16 protein-coding genes are annotated in these 21,718 nt (G+C 43.6%); 10 read left to right on the forward strand and 6 right to left on the reverse strand.

Annotated features, from left to right (window positions below):
- Window positions 1–121 precede the first annotated feature (121 nt).
- A complete protein-coding gene (locus tag BN1067_RS06200) occupies window positions 122–1,132 on the forward strand; it encodes a metal ABC transporter solute-binding protein, Zn/Mn family (protein ID WP_053218026.1) in 1,011 nt (336 codons plus the stop codon).
- A gap of 370 nt (window positions 1,133–1,502) precedes the next feature.
- Window positions 1,503–2,744 carry an aminopeptidase gene (locus tag BN1067_RS06205; RefSeq protein WP_053218027.1) on the forward strand — a complete coding sequence of 414 codons (1,242 nt, stop codon included), beginning with the start codon at window positions 1,503–1,505 and terminating at the stop codon, window positions 2,742–2,744.
- Between the two features lie 7 nt (window positions 2,745–2,751).
- Here BN1067_RS06205 and BN1067_RS06210 read toward each other — a convergent pair whose 3' ends face one another.
- Complete coding sequence (locus BN1067_RS06210; protein WP_053218028.1) at window positions 2,752–4,575, reverse strand: DNA ligase D; 1,824 nt, start codon at window positions 4,573–4,575, stop codon at window positions 2,752–2,754.
- Window positions 4,576–4,723: 148 nt separating this feature from the next.
- Between BN1067_RS06210 and ku the strand changes: the two genes are divergently transcribed.
- Both ku and BN1067_RS06220 read left to right on the forward strand, forming a co-directional pair.
- A complete protein-coding gene (gene ku, locus BN1067_RS06215; RefSeq protein ID WP_053218029.1) occupies window positions 4,724–5,569 on the forward strand; it encodes a non-homologous end joining protein Ku in 846 nt (281 codons plus the stop codon).
- Between the two features lie 204 nt (window positions 5,570–5,773).
- The gene (locus tag BN1067_RS06220) at window positions 5,774–6,775 is read left to right on the forward strand and encodes an acyltransferase family protein (protein WP_053218030.1); all 1,002 of its coding nucleotides are present in this window, start codon (window positions 5,774–5,776) and stop codon (window positions 6,773–6,775) included.
- Between the two features lie 302 nt (window positions 6,776–7,077).
- Here BN1067_RS06220 and BN1067_RS20105 read toward each other — a convergent pair whose 3' ends face one another.
- The 4 genes from BN1067_RS20105 to BN1067_RS06240 all read right to left on the reverse strand — a co-directional run bounded on the left by BN1067_RS20105 (window position 7,078) and on the right by BN1067_RS06240 (window position 10,739).
- Window positions 7,078–7,317, reverse strand: coding sequence for a hypothetical protein (locus tag BN1067_RS20105; RefSeq protein WP_053218031.1), 240 nt, complete (start codon window positions 7,315–7,317; stop codon window positions 7,078–7,080).
- 242 nt (window positions 7,318–7,559) lie between these two features.
- The gene (locus BN1067_RS06230) at window positions 7,560–8,909 is read right to left on the reverse strand and encodes a YjiH family protein (protein ID WP_053218032.1); all 1,350 of its coding nucleotides are present in this window, start codon (window positions 8,907–8,909) and stop codon (window positions 7,560–7,562) included.
- 139 nt (window positions 8,910–9,048) lie between these two features.
- Complete coding sequence (locus BN1067_RS06235; protein ID WP_053218033.1) at window positions 9,049–9,918, reverse strand: fructosamine kinase family protein; 870 nt, start codon at window positions 9,916–9,918, stop codon at window positions 9,049–9,051.
- Window positions 9,919–9,995: 77 nt separating this feature from the next.
- On the reverse strand, window positions 9,996–10,739 hold the full coding sequence (locus tag BN1067_RS06240; protein WP_053218034.1) for a helix-turn-helix domain-containing protein: 744 nt from the start codon (window positions 10,737–10,739) through the stop codon (window positions 9,996–9,998).
- 126 nt (window positions 10,740–10,865) lie between these two features.
- Between BN1067_RS06240 and BN1067_RS06245 the strand changes: the two genes are divergently transcribed.
- From BN1067_RS06245 to BN1067_RS06260, 4 genes are all read left to right on the forward strand, one after another.
- Complete coding sequence (locus BN1067_RS06245) at window positions 10,866–12,152, forward strand: extracellular solute-binding protein (RefSeq protein WP_053218035.1); 1,287 nt, start codon at window positions 10,866–10,868, stop codon at window positions 12,150–12,152.
- Between the two features lie 116 nt (window positions 12,153–12,268).
- Window positions 12,269–13,483: a carbohydrate ABC transporter permease gene (locus BN1067_RS06250; protein ID WP_053218036.1), complete on the forward strand. Its 1,215-nt coding sequence runs from the start codon at window positions 12,269–12,271 to the stop codon at window positions 13,481–13,483.
- Between the two features lie 68 nt (window positions 13,484–13,551).
- Window positions 13,552–14,343: a carbohydrate ABC transporter permease gene (locus BN1067_RS06255; protein WP_053218117.1), complete on the forward strand. Its 792-nt coding sequence runs from the start codon at window positions 13,552–13,554 to the stop codon at window positions 14,341–14,343.
- Between the two features lie 84 nt (window positions 14,344–14,427).
- Window positions 14,428–16,746: a glycoside hydrolase family 65 protein gene (locus BN1067_RS06260; RefSeq protein WP_053218037.1), complete on the forward strand. Its 2,319-nt coding sequence runs from the start codon at window positions 14,428–14,430 to the stop codon at window positions 16,744–16,746.
- Window positions 16,747–17,328: 582 nt separating this feature from the next.
- Here the strand turns inward: BN1067_RS06260 and BN1067_RS06270 are convergent.
- Window positions 17,329–19,440, reverse strand: a complete 2,112-nt coding sequence (locus tag BN1067_RS06270) for a choice-of-anchor J domain-containing protein (protein WP_053218039.1) — start codon at window positions 19,438–19,440, stop codon at window positions 17,329–17,331.
- Window positions 19,441–19,719: 279 nt separating this feature from the next.
- Here BN1067_RS06270 and BN1067_RS06275 point away from each other — a divergent pair, with 279 nt between their 5' ends.
- Both BN1067_RS06275 and BN1067_RS06280 read left to right on the forward strand, forming a co-directional pair.
- Complete coding sequence (locus tag BN1067_RS06275; protein WP_053218040.1) at window positions 19,720–21,369, forward strand: ABC1 kinase family protein; 1,650 nt, start codon at window positions 19,720–19,722, stop codon at window positions 21,367–21,369.
- Window positions 21,370–21,675, forward strand: coding sequence for a hypothetical protein (locus BN1067_RS06280; protein WP_053218041.1), 306 nt, complete (start codon window positions 21,370–21,372; stop codon window positions 21,673–21,675).
- Window positions 21,676–21,718: the final 43 nt, after the last annotated feature.

Raw genomic sequence — 21,718 nt, forward strand, 5'->3', positions numbered from 1 at the left:
GCCTGTTGCGATATTTGCAAAAGTTACGGGTTTAAAACGAAATCATTCTTATTTACAAAACGTAATCGTTACGATATAATTCTTCCTGGTATCATTTCACTTTTGGGAGGGGAGTAAGACGATGAAGAAAAAAATCATATACGGCATGTTGTTTTTCGTTCTGCTTCTGACAGGCTGTGGAACTTCTTCTGTTCAGCAGGAGGAAGATGGACAGGATAAACTGACGATTTACACAACGCTATACCCACTGCAGGACTTTACCGAAAAAATTGGCGGGGAATACGTGGAAGTAGAATCTATCCTGCCGCCTGGAGCAGATGCCCACACGTTTGAACCGACATCCAATACATTGGTCGATATTGCCGAGTCTGACGCCTTTATCTACATAGGCGCAGGAATGGAACAATATGCAGACACTATTGCTGAAGCAGTAAAAGAAGAGGATGTAGCCCTGTTCGAAGCAGTAGATGGCGTATCCTTGCTCGGTTCAAATCATGACCATCTCAGGGAAGAAGCCGAGGATGAGCATCATGAGCATGATGGAGAAGAGGAAGCTGCCCATGAACGGGAAGAAGAGAAAGGACAAGAGGAATCCCACCACGAGCATGGGGATTTTGATCCTCATATCTGGCTCGATCCAATTCGCTCGATTGGATTGGCTGAAAATATAAAAAACAACCTGGTGGAACTAATGCCGGAACACCAGCAAGCATTTGAGGATAACTTTGCAGACTTGGAAGAAAGGCTCCGCGATTTAGACCAATCCTTCCATGAGACGGTGGAAAACGGGGAGAAACCGGAGATATTGGTTTCGCACGCTGCTTTTGGTTATTGGGAAGATGCATACGGACTAGAACAGATTGCTGTCTCCGGGTTATCGACTTCTCAGGAGCCGTCTCAAAAACAATTGGAATCCATAATCGAAGAGTCAAAAGAACATGACTTGCATTACATTCTCTTCGAGCAAAATGTAACACCACGAGTAGCGGAAGTCGTCCAAAAGGAAATAGGGGCAGAAGCACTGCGAATCCACAATTTATCTGTGTTGACGGAAGAAGACGTGGAAAATCAAGAAGATTATTTCAGTTTGATGGAAAACAACCTGGAAACGATAAAAACTGCCATACAATAACTTTTTTATCCGTAAAAGCCTGCCATTACTCACGAATGCCAGGCTTTTTCGCTTTTATTGTCCTTTTACCAAAATTTATATATCGTGATACGTACCCATATTGGTTGGGAAAACGCGAACACCGAACAACCTTATCCGGAATGCACAGGGGGAATATACCATCCCTTTTCATTCAGGGATAGTTCTTCTGCATGGTCCGAGCTTGATATTTGTGTATGTACTATCTCCTGCATATGTGAAGGCAAATTACCTCTACAAGCCGCTAGGAACAATCATCTCACCGAAAGCGATTGAATTTTTCCAATTATCTACTATCTTTGCTTCGAGATTTATGAAATAATGGTAGAAAAACCGAAGGGAAGTTTTACGGATGGTGAATCATGCAGACGCAATGAAAAGGTATGCCAAATTGGTGATTGAGACAGGCGTCAATCTGCAGGAAGGACAAGGCTTGATCATCAATTCCCCTGTAGAAGCTGCTGAATTTACAAGGATGGTTGTAAAAGAAGCGTATCAAGCAGGTGCTAAAAATGTCCATATCGAATGGAATGACGAAACACTTACCTACTTGAAAATGAAAAATGCTCCGATGGAAGTGCTGGAAAATTATCCAAAATGGAAAGCCCAGGGGCTGGAGGAAATGGTCAAGGACGGATATGCCCTGCTTACCATGTATGGAGAAAATCCAGATTTGTTAAAAGATATCGACGGGAAACGGATAGCAGCGATTAATAAGGCAGGCGGAGAGGCGCTCAGCACTTATCGCGATTATATTATGAATGATAAGGTATGTTGGTCCCTTGTTGGATACCCGACCGTATCCTGGTCGAAAAAAGTTTTTCCGGAATTACCTGCGGAAGAAGCGCAGGCAACGTTATGGGAGAAGATTTTCAGTATTACCCGGGTGGACCAAGATGATCCGGCCAAGGCTTGGGCCGACCATAATGAAACCTTGCGTCAAGCACGTGAGTATTTGAATGGTAAACAATACAAACAGCTTATCTATCGGGCGGAAGGAACAGATTTGACCATCGACCTTCCCGAAAATCACATTTGGCATGGAGGATCGGGAGTGTCTGCAGGAGGCATTGTATTCAATCCTAACATGCCTACCGAGGAAGTTTTCACCATGCCGCACAAGTACGGGGTGAACGGAACCGTTAAAAGCACCAAACCATTGAGCTACAGCGGCAATTTGATCGAGAATTTCTCTTTGACCTTTGAAGATGGAAAGGTCGTTTCGTTTTCTGCAGAAAAAGGGGAAGAAACCTTGCAACGTTTACTCGATACCGATGAAGGTTCTCGCCGATTGGGAGAAGTGGCATTGGTTCCTCATGAATCGCCGATTTCCCAGTCCAAGATCATTTTTTTCAACACGCTGTTTGATGAAAACGCATCATGCCACTTGGCGCTGGGCAAAGCATATCCAACCAATATTGAAAACGGCCCGGAAATGGATAAGCAGCAACTGGACGAGCATGGGGTCAACGATAGTCTCAATCATGAAGATTTCATGATGGGTTCAGCTGAGCTTGACATTGACGGGGTTAAAAAGGACGGCAGTATCGAACCGATATTCCGTAATGGCAGCTGGGCTATTTCGTTCTCATAACAGGTACTTAATTGCTGTTTTTAATAAATTGTATTAACAGTTCAAGCTTTTGGCTGTCTCGAGCCTGGTCATACCCGGCAAAGGGGCAGCCTTTTGCTTGTACTCGTTCTATCGTGTTTTCCAATGTGAAGTGGGCTGGAGACAGTCGCTCGGTTACTTCCTCCCAAAATAATGGTGCGGATACCGTTGCTAAATCGTTTTTTCGCGGTGAATAAGGAGCAATCAACGTCTTATCTCTTCCATGCTGTACATAATCTACATAAAGCTTGTTACCGCGATTCTTTTTCAGACGTTCGATTGTGAACAAATCACTATGCTGTTTGACCAGAAGCATAGCAAGCGCTTGTGTAAATGTGGCAGTATCCTGATAGGTAAGACTGTTTTCCGGAATAGGGACATAAACTTGAATGCCTTTATTGCCCGAGGTTTTTACAAACGATAATAGCTGGAGCTGATCAAGCATCTTCTTTAACAGCTGTGCTGCAAAGACAGCAAGTCGAAACTCCTTGATCGATGGAGGGTCTAAATCAAAAACAATTTCAATGGGGTCAGTCCCTCTCATATACTGAAATGGTACGTGATATTCCAGTGCGCCGTGGTTTCCCAGCCAAACAAGTCCTTCTTCGGTACCGCAATGGAGCAGGATGTCCTCGCCGCTTTTGGAGCCTGCCAGGAAATCTGGTGCATAATCGGGTAAATGCTTTTGAAAGAAGGATTCGCCATCGACGCCTTCCGGACACCTGATCACCGTCAACGCTTTGTTTTTTAAAAATGGCAGCATATATGGGCTAATTTCCCGCAAGTAATGTACCAAGTCACCTTTCACTAGCTTTTTTTCAGGATAAAATATCTTTTCCTGATTGCTTAAAGAAATAGTCGGAGGCAGCATAGCCAAGCTTTGTTTTGCCTGGCGCCATGTACACTGGTCGGGCTGCAAATCTACACGGAAGCCTCGGAAAACGGGTTCCCGCAGCTCCCCGTCTTGAATGTCAAGGCAATTGATGTCCACACAGATGGCTGGAGGCAGCTTAATATCGCTTTTCTGTTTTTCCCCCTTGGACTGAACCAGTTGTTTTAACATCGCTAATGATTCTCCTTCAAGCCCATGCTTGAATTTTCCGATTGATACAAGTACCCCGTCACGATAAATTCCTAGATTAAAATACCCGTTGGAAGGGGAGTAACCGGTAATAATACAGCTAACTACTCGCCAGTTTTTTACTTTAAGCCAGTCCCGGTGATTCTTTCCCGTGGCATAACGACTGTCCCTTCGTTTTGTGACCATGCCCTCTCCTCTATGTTCTTCGATTTTCTTCCAAAGGACTGTCCAGTCATGATAGCCCTTGATGTAACCAAGCCGTTTATCCCAGTCAATCGGCCGTTTGATTTCCAACTGCGTAAACAAATGAGATAGTTGTTCTTTACGCTCGTAATACTTCCATCCACTTAAATCCTTTCCTGCAAGAGACAGAAGGTCAAAACAAAGCAAGTGGGCCGGTCGGGCTTTTGCTGCTTTTTCTATTTTTTCTACGGTCTTAAAGCGGCCGCGCTGCTGGATTTGCTGGAAATTCGCCTGATACAGCGTGTTGAGAATCACAATTTCTCCGTCCAGAGACAACGGAAGGAGGTCTGCTATTTGCGGCTGCTTCTCCCGGCAAAATGCCAGGATTTCTGGGAAATTACTGCTTAAATCCTTTCCATTTCGGCTGATCAAGTTTATGCTGTCTTTTTTCCAGTGAAGAACCGCCCGAAATCCATCATATTTGGTTTCAAACACCCATTCTTTCCCTTCTGGAATCGAATCGTTGGCAATTGGCTGCATCAGCTTCATCGTTGTAATCTTCCTTTGTCCAGTAATGTTATGGTAAATAGTATTTTCCTTTTCCCTATGTACTTAGTCATAAATACCGCTCGTTTCGACAAAATAAAAGTACGTCTTCAAACTAAAGATGGTGGAAGGAAAGAAAGGAGGAATGAGCATGCATACTATGTGGAAAGGAACGATCAGCTTCGGATTGGTCAATATACCGGTAAAGCTGCATGCCGCTACGGAAAACAAAGATGTCAAATTACGCCAGCTGCATAAGGAGTGCCAGTCACCGATTAGATATCAAAAGGTATGTCCGATATGTGAAAGGGAAGTCGAATCGGAGGAAATCGTCAAAGCCTTCGAATATGCCAAAAACAAATTTGTTGTCCTGACCGACGAGGAAATGGCAGAACTTCAAGACGAGCACACAGATAAAGCGGTTGAAATCGTGGATTTTGTTAAGCTGGAAGAAATCGATCCGATTTATTTTGAAAAAAGCTACTATTTATCGCCGAATGAAGGAGGCGGGAAAGCCTATACGTTATTAAGACAGGCGTTGGCAGATAGTGAAAAAATCGGTGTGGCCAAGATGGTCATCCGTTCCAAGGAACAATTGGCAGCTATTAGGGTTTATGAGAACACACTCGTCGTGGAAACAATCCATTATCCAGATGAAGTAAGAGACGTGAAAGAAGTTCCAAACGTTCCTGAGGCTGCCGAAGCCGATCCAAAAGAACTCGATACAGCAAAAATGCTGATCGATCAGTTGACTACTAAATTCGATCCGGAAAAATACAAAGATAATTACCGGACAGCCTTGCTGGACTTAATCGAAGAAAAGAAAAATGCAGATGAAACTGCAACAGCCAAGGATAAACCGGCCCCTGACAACGTCCATAACTTGATGGAAGCACTCGAAGCCTCACTGGACAGAGCCAAGAACGATAAACCAGCCGCAAAGAAAAAAACCACCACCCCGAAAAAGCCAAAGAAGAAAATGAAGAAAAATGCATAGGAGGGTCAGTCCCCTACCCTGTTACTACTGTAACAGGGTAAAGTTTTTTACTGGAGATGTCGGTTTTTTACAAACTATTTAAGATACATAACAATTTGATAACAACCTATTTAAATTGTTCATTGGGCAGCGAAAGTTTGTTTAGAATGGGTATTAAATAAACAGAAACCATTTCGAAGATGAATTTTCGCGGAGGAATGCGCAATGAAGAGAGAAGCTTTTTTTGACAATGCCAAGTTCCTGCTGATTTTCCTGGTTGTTTTCGGCCACTTGATCCAACCGTTAAAAACCGATTCGGCAGCAATCAATATATTGTATCATTGGATCTATCTATTTCACATGCCGGCATTTATCCTGCTATCAGGCTTTTTTGCCAAAGGTTCGGGAAGTAAAGGTTATATCGCCAAGCTTTCGAAAAAACTGTTGCTTCCCTATATGATTTTCCAAGTTTTCTATACCATTTACTACTTCTTTATCGGAAAAGGCGACTGGATGACAGCTCCTTTTTATCCACACTGGTCGCTGTGGTTCTTATTCAGTTTGTTCTGCTGGCACCTGATGTTGATCGTATTCAGCAAATTGTCGATGTTCAAAGGGCTTACTGCAGCTGTAATGTTAGGACTGCTGGTCGGTTACTTCGATAACATCGGCCATTCATTCAGTTTATCCAGAACATTCGTGTTTTTCCCGTTTTTCCTGCTCGGGTACTGGTTGACGAAGGAGCAAGTAATGTTGGTCAAAACCAAGCTGGTAAAATCAGTGTCACTGGTCATTATGACTGCCGCGGTTTTGGTCATTAGTATTTTCCCTGACTTTTCGACAGACTGGCTACTCGGATCCAAGTCATACGCCGCTATGGATGCGTCCACTTTAGGTGGGTTTTCCAGATTGGCAGTCTATGCTTCTGCGCTGATAATGACATTCAGCGTATTGGCTTGGGTACCGCGAGCCGCCGGAATTTGGACAGAATTCGGAAAGCGGACATTGTATGTTTATTTGCTGCACGGATTTTTCATTCAATATATCCGCCAGGAAGACTTGCTGTTTTACAACCATCCGGTCGATATTATCGGCTTTGCAGCTGTTACGATGGCGATTGTTTTGTTACTGTCCAATAAAACCATGCTTACCATATGGCAGCCGTTCATTGAAGGGAATGCATCCCTAATGAAGGAAAAATGGTTTACCAACCGAAAACATCGGTGATGAAATAGATAAATGGGGACAAAAGCATGTTCACCAAAGCAAAAACGAACGAATCCTAGACGCCAATGGATTCGTTCGTTTTTTATTTGTATGTTACTTAGATAGATTTCTTTTTATCCTGTTTTTTGATACGTGCTTCAAATCGCTACGACAAGATACTACGCTTTCCTCGGGCACGGCTTCAACTTCCTCAGTAAGCAAAAGACGCTTACTTGTGGGATTTTCAGCTCGTGCTGTTCCCGTAGGAGTCTCCGTATCTTGCCTTCGCTACGTTTTCGTGTTCTAATTTCTGCAGAGCAAGACTAGATGAATAGAACCGTATTCTTTTCTTCCATTGTCTGAGAGGTATCTAAACAATGACGAAGACGAAAAATCAACATATTGGCCCCTTTATTTTTCGGAATTTGGAGGGGGACCAACAGCACAAAAGGAAAAATAAGGACTCCTGGTTTGCTTGCAGATTGGCTTTCTACCATAACGGCAACAGATAGGGAAAACGGAATCCCATGAAAATTGAAAGTAGCTGCATTTAACGGAGGCAAGGTGCGCAGACTCCAGCGGGATGAGCGCGAGCTGAAGATCCACTTGGGAAAGCGGTATTCTTTGCCAAGTTAGCTAAAGCCGTGCCCGCGGAAAGCGAAGTACCTTGCAGGAGTGGAACGCTGCTCTTTTTAAAAGCAAATGTTAGAACGCGGTTTTTTTTTTTAAGCAAAAATCCGAACGAATTGGATTCGTTCGGATTTTATATTGGTCACAATGCTTTTGTTCCAGTCCATTTTCAGTATTAAAAAATGATATGAGCGACGAGGACGATGATCGGCAAGGTGATAAGCGTCCGCTCGAGAAAAATCAGTACTAATTCATAGAATTTTACTGGTACCTTCGATCCCAGTAGAAGACCACCGACTTCTGACATATAAACCAACTGGGTAACCGAAAGGGCAGCAATCACAAATCTGGTAAGCTCACTCTCGATAGAGCTTCCGATAATAGCCGGAAGGAACATGTCTGCAAAACCGACTAAAATCGTTTGAGATGCTTCTGTTGCGTTTGGAAGCTGCATCAATTCCAACAACGGAATAAACGGAACACCAAGCCATTGGAAAATCGGTGTGTACTCTGCAAGAATCAAGGCAATCAAACCGAACGCCATGACTACAGGAGCAACACCCATCCACATATCAAGGGTATTCTGGGCTCCTTGTTTGAAAAATTTCAGCACACTTGTTTCCTGGCCGCCCCGGTTAATAGCCTGCTTGTATCCCCAACTAAAGACATTCTGGTTTTCCGGAATGCTTTCGTCCTTTGGTGTACTGGTATCATCCACAAACGTGTCAGCTTTGCGCGAAAGCGGTGGAATCCGCGGCATGATCAGAGCAGCCACAAAGCCTGCTAACAGAACCGTCGTATAGAAAGGCAGGAACATATCCATCAAGCCTACTTCTGAAATAACTACGAGCGTAAAGGTAATCGAGACAATTGAGAAAGTCGTACCGATAACGGCAGCTTCCCGTTTCGTATAATAACCTTCTTCGTACTGTTTACTGGTAAGCAAGACACCAATCGTCCCGTCACCAAGCCACGAGGCAAGCGAGTCAATGGATGCCCGGCCAGGCAGCTTGAACAAAGGACGCATTACTTTTGAAAGAAGGGTGCCGAATAATTCCAGCAGTCCATAATTCAATAACAGTGGAAGGAACAAACCGGCAAACAGAAACACACTGAATAAAACGTGCAGCAAGTCCCCAAGGATAAAGGCGCCGGTATCGGCCGAGTAAATAGCCTCATGGCCTAATTCAAAATAAACCATGATGGCGAAAACCATCGCAGCGACTCGGGTTATCAGCCAGAACCAGCTGACATCGAATAGTTGTTGAAAAAAAGGATACCGGTCAAGCACTTGCTTTCCGGCAAACTTGACTAGCAAACTGGCAATAGCCGTGATGGAAATAATAATCGTCATAATGATGGAAAGCTGATTGGCTAATACATCCTGCAGCCAGTTGGACAAGATGGCAATTGTTATGGTCACTTCCCCATTGACAGAAATGGGAATCATAAACAAAAAGATCCCGATTAACGATGGTATGATAAATTTAAGGTGATCAGACAATGTATATTTTTTGTTTTCCATTGGGTCCTCCCCCTGAAGAGACGATATAGGACTCTTCAATGTTCTATTAATAGTATAAAAATACAGCAATATTCATTTTAATGCATAAACAAAAATTAGCCAACCGTTTTTTGAAAAAAACTTTATACAACTTTTTACATTATCCTATATATTTGCTTAAAATGCGGTCTACAGAGTGTCCGTATGCTTCCCCAAACATGTTGAGATGAACCAATAAGTAATAGAGCTGGTACAAAGGTTTTACTTCTGGATAGTAATCAGGCAGCGGGGATAGCTCTTCGTAAGCATTGTAAAAATCATCCGGGAATCCGCCGAATACTTCGGTGAAAGCCAGTTCAAAAAGCCGGTCGCCATATAATACTGATGGGTCGATTAAAAAAGGTTCTCCTTCAGGACCGGGCAGCCAATTTCCGCCCCATAAGTCGCCGTGCAAAAGGGAAGCAGGGATAGTCGATGGAATCCAGTCATCCAGCCGGTCGAGGAGAGCTGCCATTTGTTTTCGTCGAGTTTCCGGCATCCTTCCATTTGTAACGGCCGTATGAAACTGTGGCTGAAGCCGATGCTCCCTGTAGTAAGTCAGCCAACTGTCAAATAGTCCATTCGGCTGTGGCAGTGCCCCGATAAACGTTTCGTCTTCAAAACCGTGCTGGGTGTTTTGATGGCCATGCATCGCTGCAACTTTTCTGCCAAGCTGTTCAGTCGTCGTTTGAGATGGACTTCCTGAAATCCAGTCCATGACAAGCAGCCCCACTTCACCGTTTTCCGGCTCATCATAATCAAGCACATCCGGAACGGGGACTGTCTTTGTTTCTTTTATGTACAGCAGTCCTTTTGCCTCGACTCGGAAAAAGTGTGGGGGAACGTTTTGATTTCCTTTAATAAAATATTCCCGCTCTTCCGTACGTACATAGTAAGTCTTGTTAATATCACCTCCGCTTACCTGACGTAAAGCTTGAACATTCGATGAGTCTCCGATGAGCTCTAGCTTCTTTCTAATCTGTTGTTCCACAACAATCTCCTTTCTTTCGATTTTGACGATGAAAAGCGTTATGGTAATTTATATCCTAAATAAATTGCTGTATAACCTCAGATTTGCTTTACATGCCGATCACGGAACTCGCGGGGGGTAACGCCTTCGTATAGTTTAAACTGGGCAGAGAAATAACTTTGGTTGCAGAATTTGAATAGCAAGGCAATTTCCGAGATCGAATTGGTTGTATGGAGAAGGTAATACTTCGCTTCGGTAATTCGTTTTTTATTGATGTATTTGACAATCGATATGCCGACTTCTTTTTTGAACAAATGAGACAAGTAGCTGGGATGGACAAAGCAGAATTTGCTGATGATATCTAAGTTTAAATCTTGGAGAATGTGGTATTGGATATAAGTGATCGCCCGGTTGACAACCTTCCCATACGGCTGTTTTTTTTCTTCGTTTACAATTTGAATGAAGTGCGACAGCATTACATATTCCAGTTGGTCGAGTGCTTCGAGCTGATCCAGTCGTTCGATTTCCAGAATATATACATCGCTGAGTGTGAAGGCGGTTTCCGGATCCACACCGCCATTGATGACTGCTCTGGTTAGTAAGGTACAGGAACAGATCAACGAATTTTTCATGGAACGCAGAGTGGTATGGGCAAGTTTTGGGCGCTGATCTTTATTGATGCTTTGCATTATGCTGGTGGCTTTTTCGATATCTCCCTGGGCGACAGCTGTAAGCAGCTGACCCTCCAGTAGAAAGGAAGGGTGATAGTATTCATTGTTCCGGTTTTCCAGTTTCATCGTCAGGAAACTGGAAACGACGGGGTTATGGGCCGATTGATCCATGTCCTTCTCTCCATTTCTATCAAAAAAATTAATAACAATATAAAAAATTTAGTATTCAATGAAAGCGTTCTCGTTATACAATCAATTATAGTTAAATATATAAAAATAACAAGGAGGTCAATCAACATGAAAAAGTGGCTGTCATTATTATTTGCTATTGCTTTCATGACGTTTGTTCTGGCTGCATGTGGGGGAGATGAAGAATCCAGTCAGGAAAGCGGAGAGGAAACAACCGGTGAAACAGAGGGTTCCGATAGCGAACCAAGCGGAGACGTGACAACGATCACGTTTGCTGCACAAAGTGATGATACACCGGCGACCAAAGCCGCTATTGAAGAATTTAACAATAGTCAGGATCAATATAAAGTGGAATGGACGCAGATGACCAATGATTCTGCGCAAATGCACGATCAGTTGCTGACTTCTTTGTCCAGTCAGGCAGGAGAATATGACATCCTCTCGCTCGATGTGGTTTGGGCTGGAGAATTTGCCGGGGCTGGATACTTGGAGCCAATCGATATGATGATGGATGAGGCTGGAGTGAATCCGGATGATTATAACGCCGGGTCGATGACATCCGGTAATTACAAAGGGAAACAATATACGCTTCCATACTTCCCGGATGTTGGGTTATTGTTTTTCCGGAGTGATATTGTTTCGGACGATGACGCTCAGAGATTGATTTCGGGCGATTATACGTATGAAGAACTTGGGGAGATGGCTGAGCGTTATCAATCGGAGAGTGACATCAAAAACGGATTTGTTTATCAGTCAAAGCAATATGAAGGACTGACTGTAAATGCCAACGAATTTACCAACCAATTCGAAGATGTTGAATCAGGATTGCAAACGATGTATGACTTCACCACGTCCAATTGGACGCCGGATGATATTCTTAATTATACCGAAGGGGAAGCGGCAACTGCTTTTGAAAACGGCAATGCCGTATTTGAACGAAATTGGCCGTATATCTATGGCCGCCTGAAAAATCCGGAAGAAAGTGGAGCAACGGTTGATGTGGAAAACGTCGAGGCAGCACCACTTCCGAATGGCGGATCAGTTGGCGGATGGCTTCTTGGTATCAATGCGAACTCTGATGTGAAGGAAGGAGCCTGGGAGTTCATTCAATTCCTGGCTGGTCCGGAAGGTCAGAAAATCCTGTCTACAGAAGGAAGCTATTTGCCAGGATATAATCCATTGCTTGAAGATCAGGAAGTGCTTGATTCCAATGAGTTGCTGAACATGGAAGGATTCCAAAATGCACTTCAGAGCACCATTGCGCGACCGGTATCAGCGGATTACTCCGAAATTTCGAACGAGATTCAGGTTGCTGTTCACAAGTATCTGAGCTCCGGAGAAGGCTTGGACAATGCCGTACAAACAATCGAGGATGCCACTAGCGAAGAAGAATGAGGAGCATAAGAATACAGGTGGAATAAAAGGGCTCTTTCGCAAGGGCCCTTTTCCACTTTCATTGCTACAACCAGAAATGACCGCTTTATCACAAGAGTCGGGAGGGACACAGCCTTATGAGAAAAATGGGTTTTCGTGAATTTTTATTTATTGTTCCTATTCTATTGCTAATCGGTATCTTTTCCTTGTGGCCAGTAGTCCAGTCCTTTACGTACAGTTTCTTCGACTATCAGTTGAATGACCGTACCAAATCAGGACTTTACTTAAATGAACGGTTTAATGTCGATTTATATAAGGAAACATCCTTATATGTCGATCGCTTTATTTCTCAGGATATGGATGCCATCACAGATGAAGAAGATAAGGCTAGCGCACAGGGAGTTATCGACCAATTGAATAGTCTTGATGAGGAATTCGATAACGAAGAAGGCGTCATAACCATTAGCGGTGAGCAGAAGGAACAAATAGAGGCTGCTTATGAAAATGCCGATGCAACTGTCCAGACATTGAGCGATAATTATGAGCTGCAGCAGGAGGAGAATTTGCCACTGCTCGTAGAAGATATCAAGAACAGTATGATTGAATCCAATTTTATCGGCCTTCAGGGTTATAAGCGGGCCTTACAGGATCATTTTGTATTAGACGCGCTCTGGCATACGCTTGTTTTCACTTTTGTCAGTGTAGCATTGGAATTGGTTCTTGGACTCGGGATGGCCATGGTGATGAATCAGGGGATTCGTGGAAAAGGGTTCATCCGGACAACTTCCCTGATTCCTTGGGCAATTCCGACTGCGGTTGCTGCCTTGATGTGGAGCTATCTCTATGATGGCAGTGCAGGTGTGGTGGCCGAAATTTTTTCCAACATCGGGTTGCTTGATGAACCGACGGATTTAATGCAGACAGGAGCAGGAGCAATGACTGCAGCAATCTTGGCCGATGTATGGAAAACCACTCCTTATATGGCGATATTGCTTTTAGCTGGCCTGCAAAATATCCCGAATTCTTTGTATGAAGCATCATCGATCGACGGAGCGGGCAGAGTCCAAAATTTTTTCCGTATCACTTTGCCGTTACTGAAGCCATCAATTCTCGTCGCTTTATTATTCCGGACGCTGGATGCATTCCGTATTTTCGATTTGATTTACGTGTTGACCGGTGGCGGTCCGGGCGGGTCTACCGAAACCTTGTCGGTGTACTCGTATAAAGTGATGTTCGGCCAGACCAATTTTGGATATGGATCTGTCGTCGTCATGATTATGTTTGTGTGCGTCGCAATCATTTCCACTATTTATGTCAAATTTCTTGGTGCGAACATCATGGATAGAAATTAAAGGAGGGAAGCTTGATGGCAAATAATGCAGGTGCAAAGAATAAAGGCTTTGGCTGGCCGTTTTGGATTATGCTTATTTTTTACTTAGTAATTATCGTTTTCCCGTTTATTTGGATATTGATCACCTCCTTTAAACAGACGGGTGAGATTTATGGAAACAATCCGTTTTCCATCATTCCGGAAAATCCGACCATGCAACATTATGCGAATGTCATTATGGAAAAGGGGATTTTGCGGGCAATCGGAAACAGTTTGATTGTATCCGGGGTTACAACCATTTATATCGTGATTGTGGCAACTTTTGCCGCGTATGCGATATCCCGCTTTGATTTTAGGGGGAAAAATCTGTTGTTGGGTATCGTACTGGCCGTTTCGATGTTTCCGCAAATGATTGTAATCGGACCGATTTATAATTTATTCATCGATTTGGGATGGACGAATAGTTACTGGATCACACTGCCATACTCTTCGATCACGTTACCGATGGCTGTCTGGATCCTGGTCACCCATTTCAATCAAATACCGCTGGCACTCGAAGAGTCTGCACGGATTGATGGGGCCACGGCCTTCCAGACACTCTATAAGATCGTTTTTCCGCTGGCAGCTCCAGGAGTATTTACAGTAGCTATCATTACGTTTATCACTGCTTGGAATGAATTTGTTCTGGCGATTACCATCAACTCGAATTCTGAATATCACACGGTTCCGGTAGCCATTTCATTCTTACGTACCCAGTTTGAAATCTTGTGGGGACAAGTGGCTGCAGCGACAATATTAGTTACCATACCGACTTTGGTAATTGTGCTCTTGTTCCAGCGGCAAATTGTCAATGGATTGACACAGGGCGGGGTCAAAGAATAAACAAGTAGCTATCGAGCGGCGATTTCTAATCTTGATCACTAATAAACAATTCGACTGAATTTTAAAAGGAGGAATAGGCCAACTATGACATGGAAAATATACAGTCACTCCTTGCGTGACACCGATCTTTTAAACGAGGAAAGCCTATTCTTTTTGGGAAATGGCTATCTGGGTGTAAGAGGTAGTTTCGAAGAAGGCTATGGCCCATCATTCGAGTCGATACGTGGCACTTATTTGAATGCTTTTCATGATACGATCAACATTTCGTACGGTGAAAAGCTTTATGGTTTTCCTGCTACACAACAAAAGATGCTTAATGTAATAGATGCTCAAACCATTGATATCTATATTGGAGATGATAAAGAAAAATTCGCGATAACCGAAGGGGAAATTATTGATTATACGCGGACCCTGCATATGGATAAAGGGTATTCTGAAAGAAGCATCCACTGGTTATCCCCGAGCGGTAAGGAAGTCAAGCTCACGTTTCAGCGCATGGTCTCGTTTATTCACCGGGAATTATTCATTAGCAAGGTAATAATCGATCCAGTCAATTTCAATGATAAAGTAACGGTGGTATCAACCGTCGATGGGGATATTTCCAACTATATCAGTATGGATGATCCCCGGCTTGCGGCTGGTCACTCCAAGAGCCTGAATGTAAAGGAAATCGATGTCCATAATGAAACGGGCTATATTATGTGTCAAACGGAAACTTCGGGTCTGCAGGTCGGCTGTCATACAAGCCACATCCTGCCTAATAACAGCGACATTGAACCTAATATTGAACATGATGAACAAAAAATCTATTTTTCTTATACATTTGATAAAAAGAAAACCGATGCGGTAGAAATCATCAAGCAAAATATTTATGTAGATACATTGCGGCATGGCGAAGATTTAAAAGAAAGGGCGAAAAGTATCTATTATCGGCTGCTTGATGTTGAATTCGACACACTTCTGCGATCACAGCAGGATTATTTGAAGCTCTTCTGGGATAGAAGTGATGTAGAAATTCAAGGGGAGGCGAAATTGCAGGAAGGAATCAGGTTTAATCTGTTCCATCTGCTACAATCCTCCGGACGGGATAAATTCAGTAACATTTCGGCCAAAGGACTGTCCGGTGAGGGATATGAAGGCCATTATTTCTGGGACACGGAAATATACCTATTTCCCGTGTTCCTGATGACTAATCCGGAATTGGCCAAACAGTTGTTGATCTATCGATATTCTATTCTGGAACAGGCAAAAAAATGGGCACGTACACTTGGACATAAGCAGGGCGCTCTGTTTCCGTGGCGGACGATAACGGGGGAAGAATGCTCTTCTTACTTTCCTTCGGGGTCAGCCCAATATCACATCAGTGCAGATATAGCTTATAGTTATATACAGTATTACTTTGCTACCCACGATGAGCAGTTCATGCTTGATTATGGAGCAGAATTATTGATTGAAACGGCGAGGTTATGGATGGATACCGGTCACTTTAGAAGAGATGGTAGCTTTGCAATTGATGAGGTAACCGGACCGGACGAATATACTTGTCTCGTAAACAATAACTATTACACCAATGTGATGGCGAAGCACAATTTGCTATGGGCTGCCAAGATTGTGGAACGACTGCCTAAATGGGATGAGCGAATTGCGGATCAATTGTTTGATCATATAGGGTTTGAAACACATGAAATTGAGGACTGGAAACGGGCAGCCGAGAATATGTATCTCCCTTATGATCCTGAAATGGACATCAACCCGCAAGATGACTCGTTCCTTCATAAAAAGAAGTGGAATCTTGCTGAAACACCGGATGAAGAAAAACCGCTGCTGCTGCATTATCATCCATTGACCCTATACAGATACCAGGTATGCAAACAGGCGGATACGATTCTGGCCCACTTTTTGCTGGAGGATGAACAGCAGTATAGTACGTTAGTGAACACGTATGATTATTATGAAGACATCACGACCCATGATTCTTCGCTGTCTTCCTGTGTTTTCAGTATCATGGCTTCCAAGCTGGGATACAAGGAAAAGGCTTATAATTATTTTATTGAAACAGCACGTCTTGATTTGGATAATACGAAAGGAAACACAAAGGATGGCCTCCACATGGCCAACATGGGAGGTACATGGATGGCAATCGTGTTTGGATTTGCCGGATTGCGGATCAAAGAAGACGGTTTGCATATGGAGCCACGGCTGCCGGATGAATGGGAACGCTATTCCTTTCACGTACAGTATAATCATCAAGTAATAAAAGTGGATAGAGAAGTAAATAAACTCGTCCTTCACTTACTAGAAGGACCCGATCTGCCAATATGCGCTTACGGTGAAAAGTACACCCTAAGAGCCGAAAAAGACCTCGTCCTCGATCCTAACCCAAAAGCGGAAGCGACCGAATAGCGACGAAAAAAGCGTGCCCCCGCATCGGGGGTGGTTCGACGTTGCCGTGCAACACGGCGGGTTTAGTTCGAACATCCGATATTCCCGCAGGAGATGTAGAAAATGAGAGAGATGGTAATCCGACGCTGCGGAAAAACACTCCCTTTCCGCGGCCACCGCCTCAGCTTCCTCACAAGCAAACATCGCTTGCTGCGGGATCTTCAGCTGGTGCTGTTCCCGCAGGAGTGTCGCATTTTTCCGCAGCTGGGATTTGCGTCCAAGCAACTTGTTAATGATTCTCCTGGGGAGATAGCACAGAGCAGCCCGAATACACGGAGACTCCTGCGGGAACAGTGGCCTATGTAAGATCCCGCAGAACGGAGTTCGAGGAGGCTTACGGGTCACCCGCGGAAAGCGAAGTGTATTCGAGCTGCTGACTACATAAAAGCCGCTATTTTTGAGGAATTCCTGTTATACCCTATATGAGCATATTTCTACCCCTGGAAACAGGAAAAAAGCAGAACCGTTCTTGGCTAAGCCAAGGGCGGTTCTGCTTTATGGTAGAGGGGAGCACACTACATACATTGTTTAAAAGGCTTACCTTTACTTTTTTGGACCTTTATCTTTTAACTCAATACTATATTCAAATGGAACTGGTTCGTTACTACCTTCTGGTGCAGCATACCAAGTAGTCATGTAGTTGGTTCCTTTCTTGAACAAATTACGCAGGTTGAGAGCATCTTCCTCGGTAACATTGAAAGGATCTACATGATATACCTTGAATTTACCGTGCTTATCTTCGTTAACAAAGGTAACAGAATACTGGACGTATTGCTTTAGCAATTCCTCTTTTGATTGCAGTCCATCAAGGGAGGACCCGTCATACGCCAAGCCGATTTCCGGAATGGTAATGTTATCGACAAACCAACCTGAATCGGTTGTACCCCAGTCCGTCAAGTAACGGAAGGAGACATGCACCTTTTGTCCGGCATAATCAGATAAATCAAAAGTTTCATGCTGCCAGTCATCGGAGTAGCCGGTAAATCCAGGAACGTTTTCTTTGATTTTTGGATATCCTTCGTCGACGACATCCGATCTCGTGTTTTCATTTTCCAGGCTGGTCCAAGTCTTGCCTTCATCTGTAGAAACCTGGACGACGCCGAAGTCCCACTGCTCCTCAATATCGACATAATGATCGAATTGAAGGGAAGCTTCTGATACATCTGTCAAATCGGCCTCGAAGATAAGGCTATTATCTGCTTCATCTCCATCATTACCCCAATAAACCTGATCGCCAGACCCTAATGGATCAGCAACGGTTTGCCATGGGCTTGATAGAAAGTCAACGCCGTCAAAGCTGATGTTATCGATTTTTCCATCAAAGTCCAGTAGCTTGTAATCTGCTCCCCAAGCAGGTACACCGTCTTTTTCATACAAGGAGGCCTCTTCAAAATTAACCGTAGTGCCTCTCACTTTTCCATCTTCTACCGGGATTTCGCGCAGGTCGATTGAATCAAAACCGTAGATTCCTTTTTCGCCCTTCACATTTTTGTTTTCATCGATTAACAAAGCTGTGACGAATTTTTCGAAGACGCTTTGAAAATCTTCTTGAATTCCAAAGTCTTTGTACGCTTGGTTATAGCTTTCAATGCCATGGAGCGGACTAGTGGCAACTTCACGGATAAACTCCTGTCCGAATTGTTCGTAGTTGTACAAGGTGAACAAATAAACAAGTCCATAATCTGCAATCGTTTCTGGTCCTGTATCCGCTCGGACATGCTCATCCCAATTCACTAGTGAATTTTCCGGATGATCTAGCAGGAAGTTGATCGAACCATAATCGTGGCCGTAACCCCCAAGATATTCGGAGAATGTAGACATTCCTTCGTTTAGCCAGGTAGTTTCTGCACTGTCGTTATCGTTATGGATCAAATGCTGGAACTCGTGCATTGTAGTGGCAAAGAAAGTATTCTCCAGACGCTCCTCCCAGTTGTTTGTATCAATCGTGATAATGTTACGGTCGATATAGCTTTCCAAAGTCCCCCAGAAAAATCCTGCCACAAAGAATGGATAATCCGGGTTATAGTAGTTATCATCTTTAATATTGTCGACGAGCATGATTGTTTTGTCACTGCCATCCTCTGACTGGTAGTATCCTTCTGGAAGCCCGACCATGCCTGGAAGCGGTGAGTTGCTTCCGTCGAGAGAATCAGGAGTTCCAAAGAAGGCTGTTGTTTTAGGGTAAATATTCGTATCGAATTCATCGGCTAGCTTGTCCACTTGTTCCTGGGTTACTACCTGTGGATCCCTAGGATCCCCCTCAGGGAAGCTAAGATCTTCAGCCACCCAGATCTCTACATTTTCCCCAACACTACGCAGGGTGAATTCTTTAAAGGCTAAGTCACGATCAAGGAACAGCTTGGTCCCGCCGTCATAGGTGAATCCATCGTCTTGCGTTTCATTGTCAGACGCCTCAACTTCATTAAAGTTCACTTTTGCCGCTGACTCTTTGATCAGCTTTTTTGCTTCTTTCTGAAACTCCTCATCTTTCGACTTTTCGTTTAACTCTGCGGTGATGTCGAGTTCATCCCCATATCGTTCAGTGTTCCATGCTTCGCTGCTCTCTGCTGCCTCTGTCTGATAGGAAGCAGAAGGAGCAAATAAAGAAAAAGACAATACACTAGTAGAAATGATTGCGGTCAGTTTTTTCTTCAAATAACATTCCCTCCCCGTAATTATAAATGAATAGATGTGCCCCGCCACTTACCATTATAGTTAATTTTTCACAATATTATGAATAGTAGAAAAGTATGATTTCTGCGACAGCATTCTCTAGTCGGTTAGGTGAAAAGAACTGGTTTAACGGTTGAATTGATAAATGCTGACAAGCTTCCCGCCATTTAGCTCGTTTTTTCTGTAATGGATAAGGGTATCTATTACTAATAATCAGGCGCGGCATTGAATAAGCGTTGTAAAAATGGATGGTGGTTTTAAATGAAATACAATACGTTCTATCGCATATTCAGCATCGTTTTCATGACAATCAAATTTCTCCTTCAAATTTACAGCTTCCATTTTATCCACCGTGTCTGGGACAGGGAAACAAGTAAGAAGTGGGAGAGGCTGCTTGCTGGACAAGCGAGGGAGTACCGTAAAAAGGCACTGGAGTTAGGCGGTCTGTTAATCAAATTCGGTCAATTTTTAAGCACACGTGCAGATTTGCTTCCTGCTGCTTTCATAAAAGAACTACAAGGCCTGACAGACCAAGTTAAGTCGGTTCCATTTAGATATTCCCGGGAGATAATGGAGGAGGAGTGGCAGACTGACCTTGAGGATCACCTTGCCGATATTGATCGTCAACCAATCGCTTCTGCTTCCATAGGAGAGGTGTACAAGGCAAGGCTGCATGATGGCACAACTGTAGCGGTGAAAGTAAGAAGACACCGGGTGGAAGAGGTATTTCACAAGGATTTTCGCGCACTTCGGATTGTATTTTGGCTGTTGTCCCGATTCACGGTTTACGGGGAAAAAGCTGATTTGCAAAAACTATACAAAGAAATTGTCTCGGTCATGAGTCAAGAACTCGACTTTGAGCAGGAATTAAAATATGCCAATTATTTCAAAAGTCGTTATAAGGATAATGAATACATTCATATTCCGGAATACTTCGATGAATTATGTACTGCAAGGGTTTTGGTCATGGAGTGGGCCGAAGGGGTAAAAATCGATAATCTTTCGTTTATGCAGGAAAATGGAATCGAACGAAAACAAGTTGCCAAGCGGTTGTTTGATTTTTATGTCGATCAATTCATCAATCCCGGCTTCTTCCATGCCGACCCGCATGTAGGCAATATCCTTATACGGCGGGATGGAACACTTGTCATCCTTGACTATGGCATGGCAGGAGAAATTCGAAAAGAAGACACGAAGCAACTGCGTAATATCGTTCAAGGGGTTATTCTGGATGACTATGATCGGGTCATTCGTGCTCTGCTGGAAATGGACTTTTTGCTGGAAAACTACGATACGGAAAAAATCAAAAAATTATTAAAGAAAACCATGGACCTTTACCAAGAGGAAGCTGGGCAACGGATGCAGAGCGAATTGATGGAACAAGTAATGGAGGACCTCCAAGTATTTGTCAAAGAGCAACCGATCCAACTGCCGGCGGATTATGCGTTTCTTGGAAGAGCCGCTTCCATTTTGCTTGGTGTATTGCTATCGATTTATCCAGAAATGGACGTCGTTAAATGGGCGCGACCAGTCGTAAAACAATGGGCATCCGGGGAAAATGGCAAAGGATCCATTTATACAGAAGTCTTGAAAGAGTCGACCCGACCGCTCTTGTCGTTGCCACGGGAACTGATTGATTGGATGAATGATGGGGAAAGGGACCGTGAGTGGGAAAAAAACAAGCAGCGTTATAAATTCATGCATCAATATTACCTGTTTTATGCAATTATCTGTTTTTTCTTGCTTACTGTAGGAGCTGCTGTCTTAACTGCCGGCTGGTTTTTGGACTCCCAGCTGCTTTTGAAAAGCGGTGCCTTTTCGGGTGGACTGTTTCTGATATTGCTTGCTGCTTTGGCTAGAAAGCATTATAAAATGATTCATTCCTTAAAACATAAGAGGAGGTTTTGGTAAATGAGTGATTTATTGAAAAAAGGATTTTTGCTGGGTTTGGGAGCTGCGGTTCTGGGAAAGGAAAGTATGAAAAGAAAATTGGATGAAATGGTGGCCAACGATGAATTGACGGTGAAACAAGCGAGAGAGATGCTGCGAAAATTTACCGAAAAAGGAGAATCCAAAGCCGCTGAATGGAATGAGCAGCAGACGGAACAGAAAAATAAAATCATCGATGAGCTTGGAATTGCAACGAAGCAGGAGCTTAAGGAACTGGAAGTAAGACTTCAACGACTGGAAAACATTCATTCCGATAGTGTGGAATAATAGACGAGCCAGGCTTTCCCGTTAGCGTTTTCCTTTTATACGG

The sequence above is a fragment of the Virgibacillus senegalensis genome (assembly GCF_000821245.2).
Taxonomy (GTDB): Bacteria; Bacillota; Bacilli; order Bacillales; family Amphibacillaceae; genus Sediminibacillus; species Sediminibacillus senegalensis.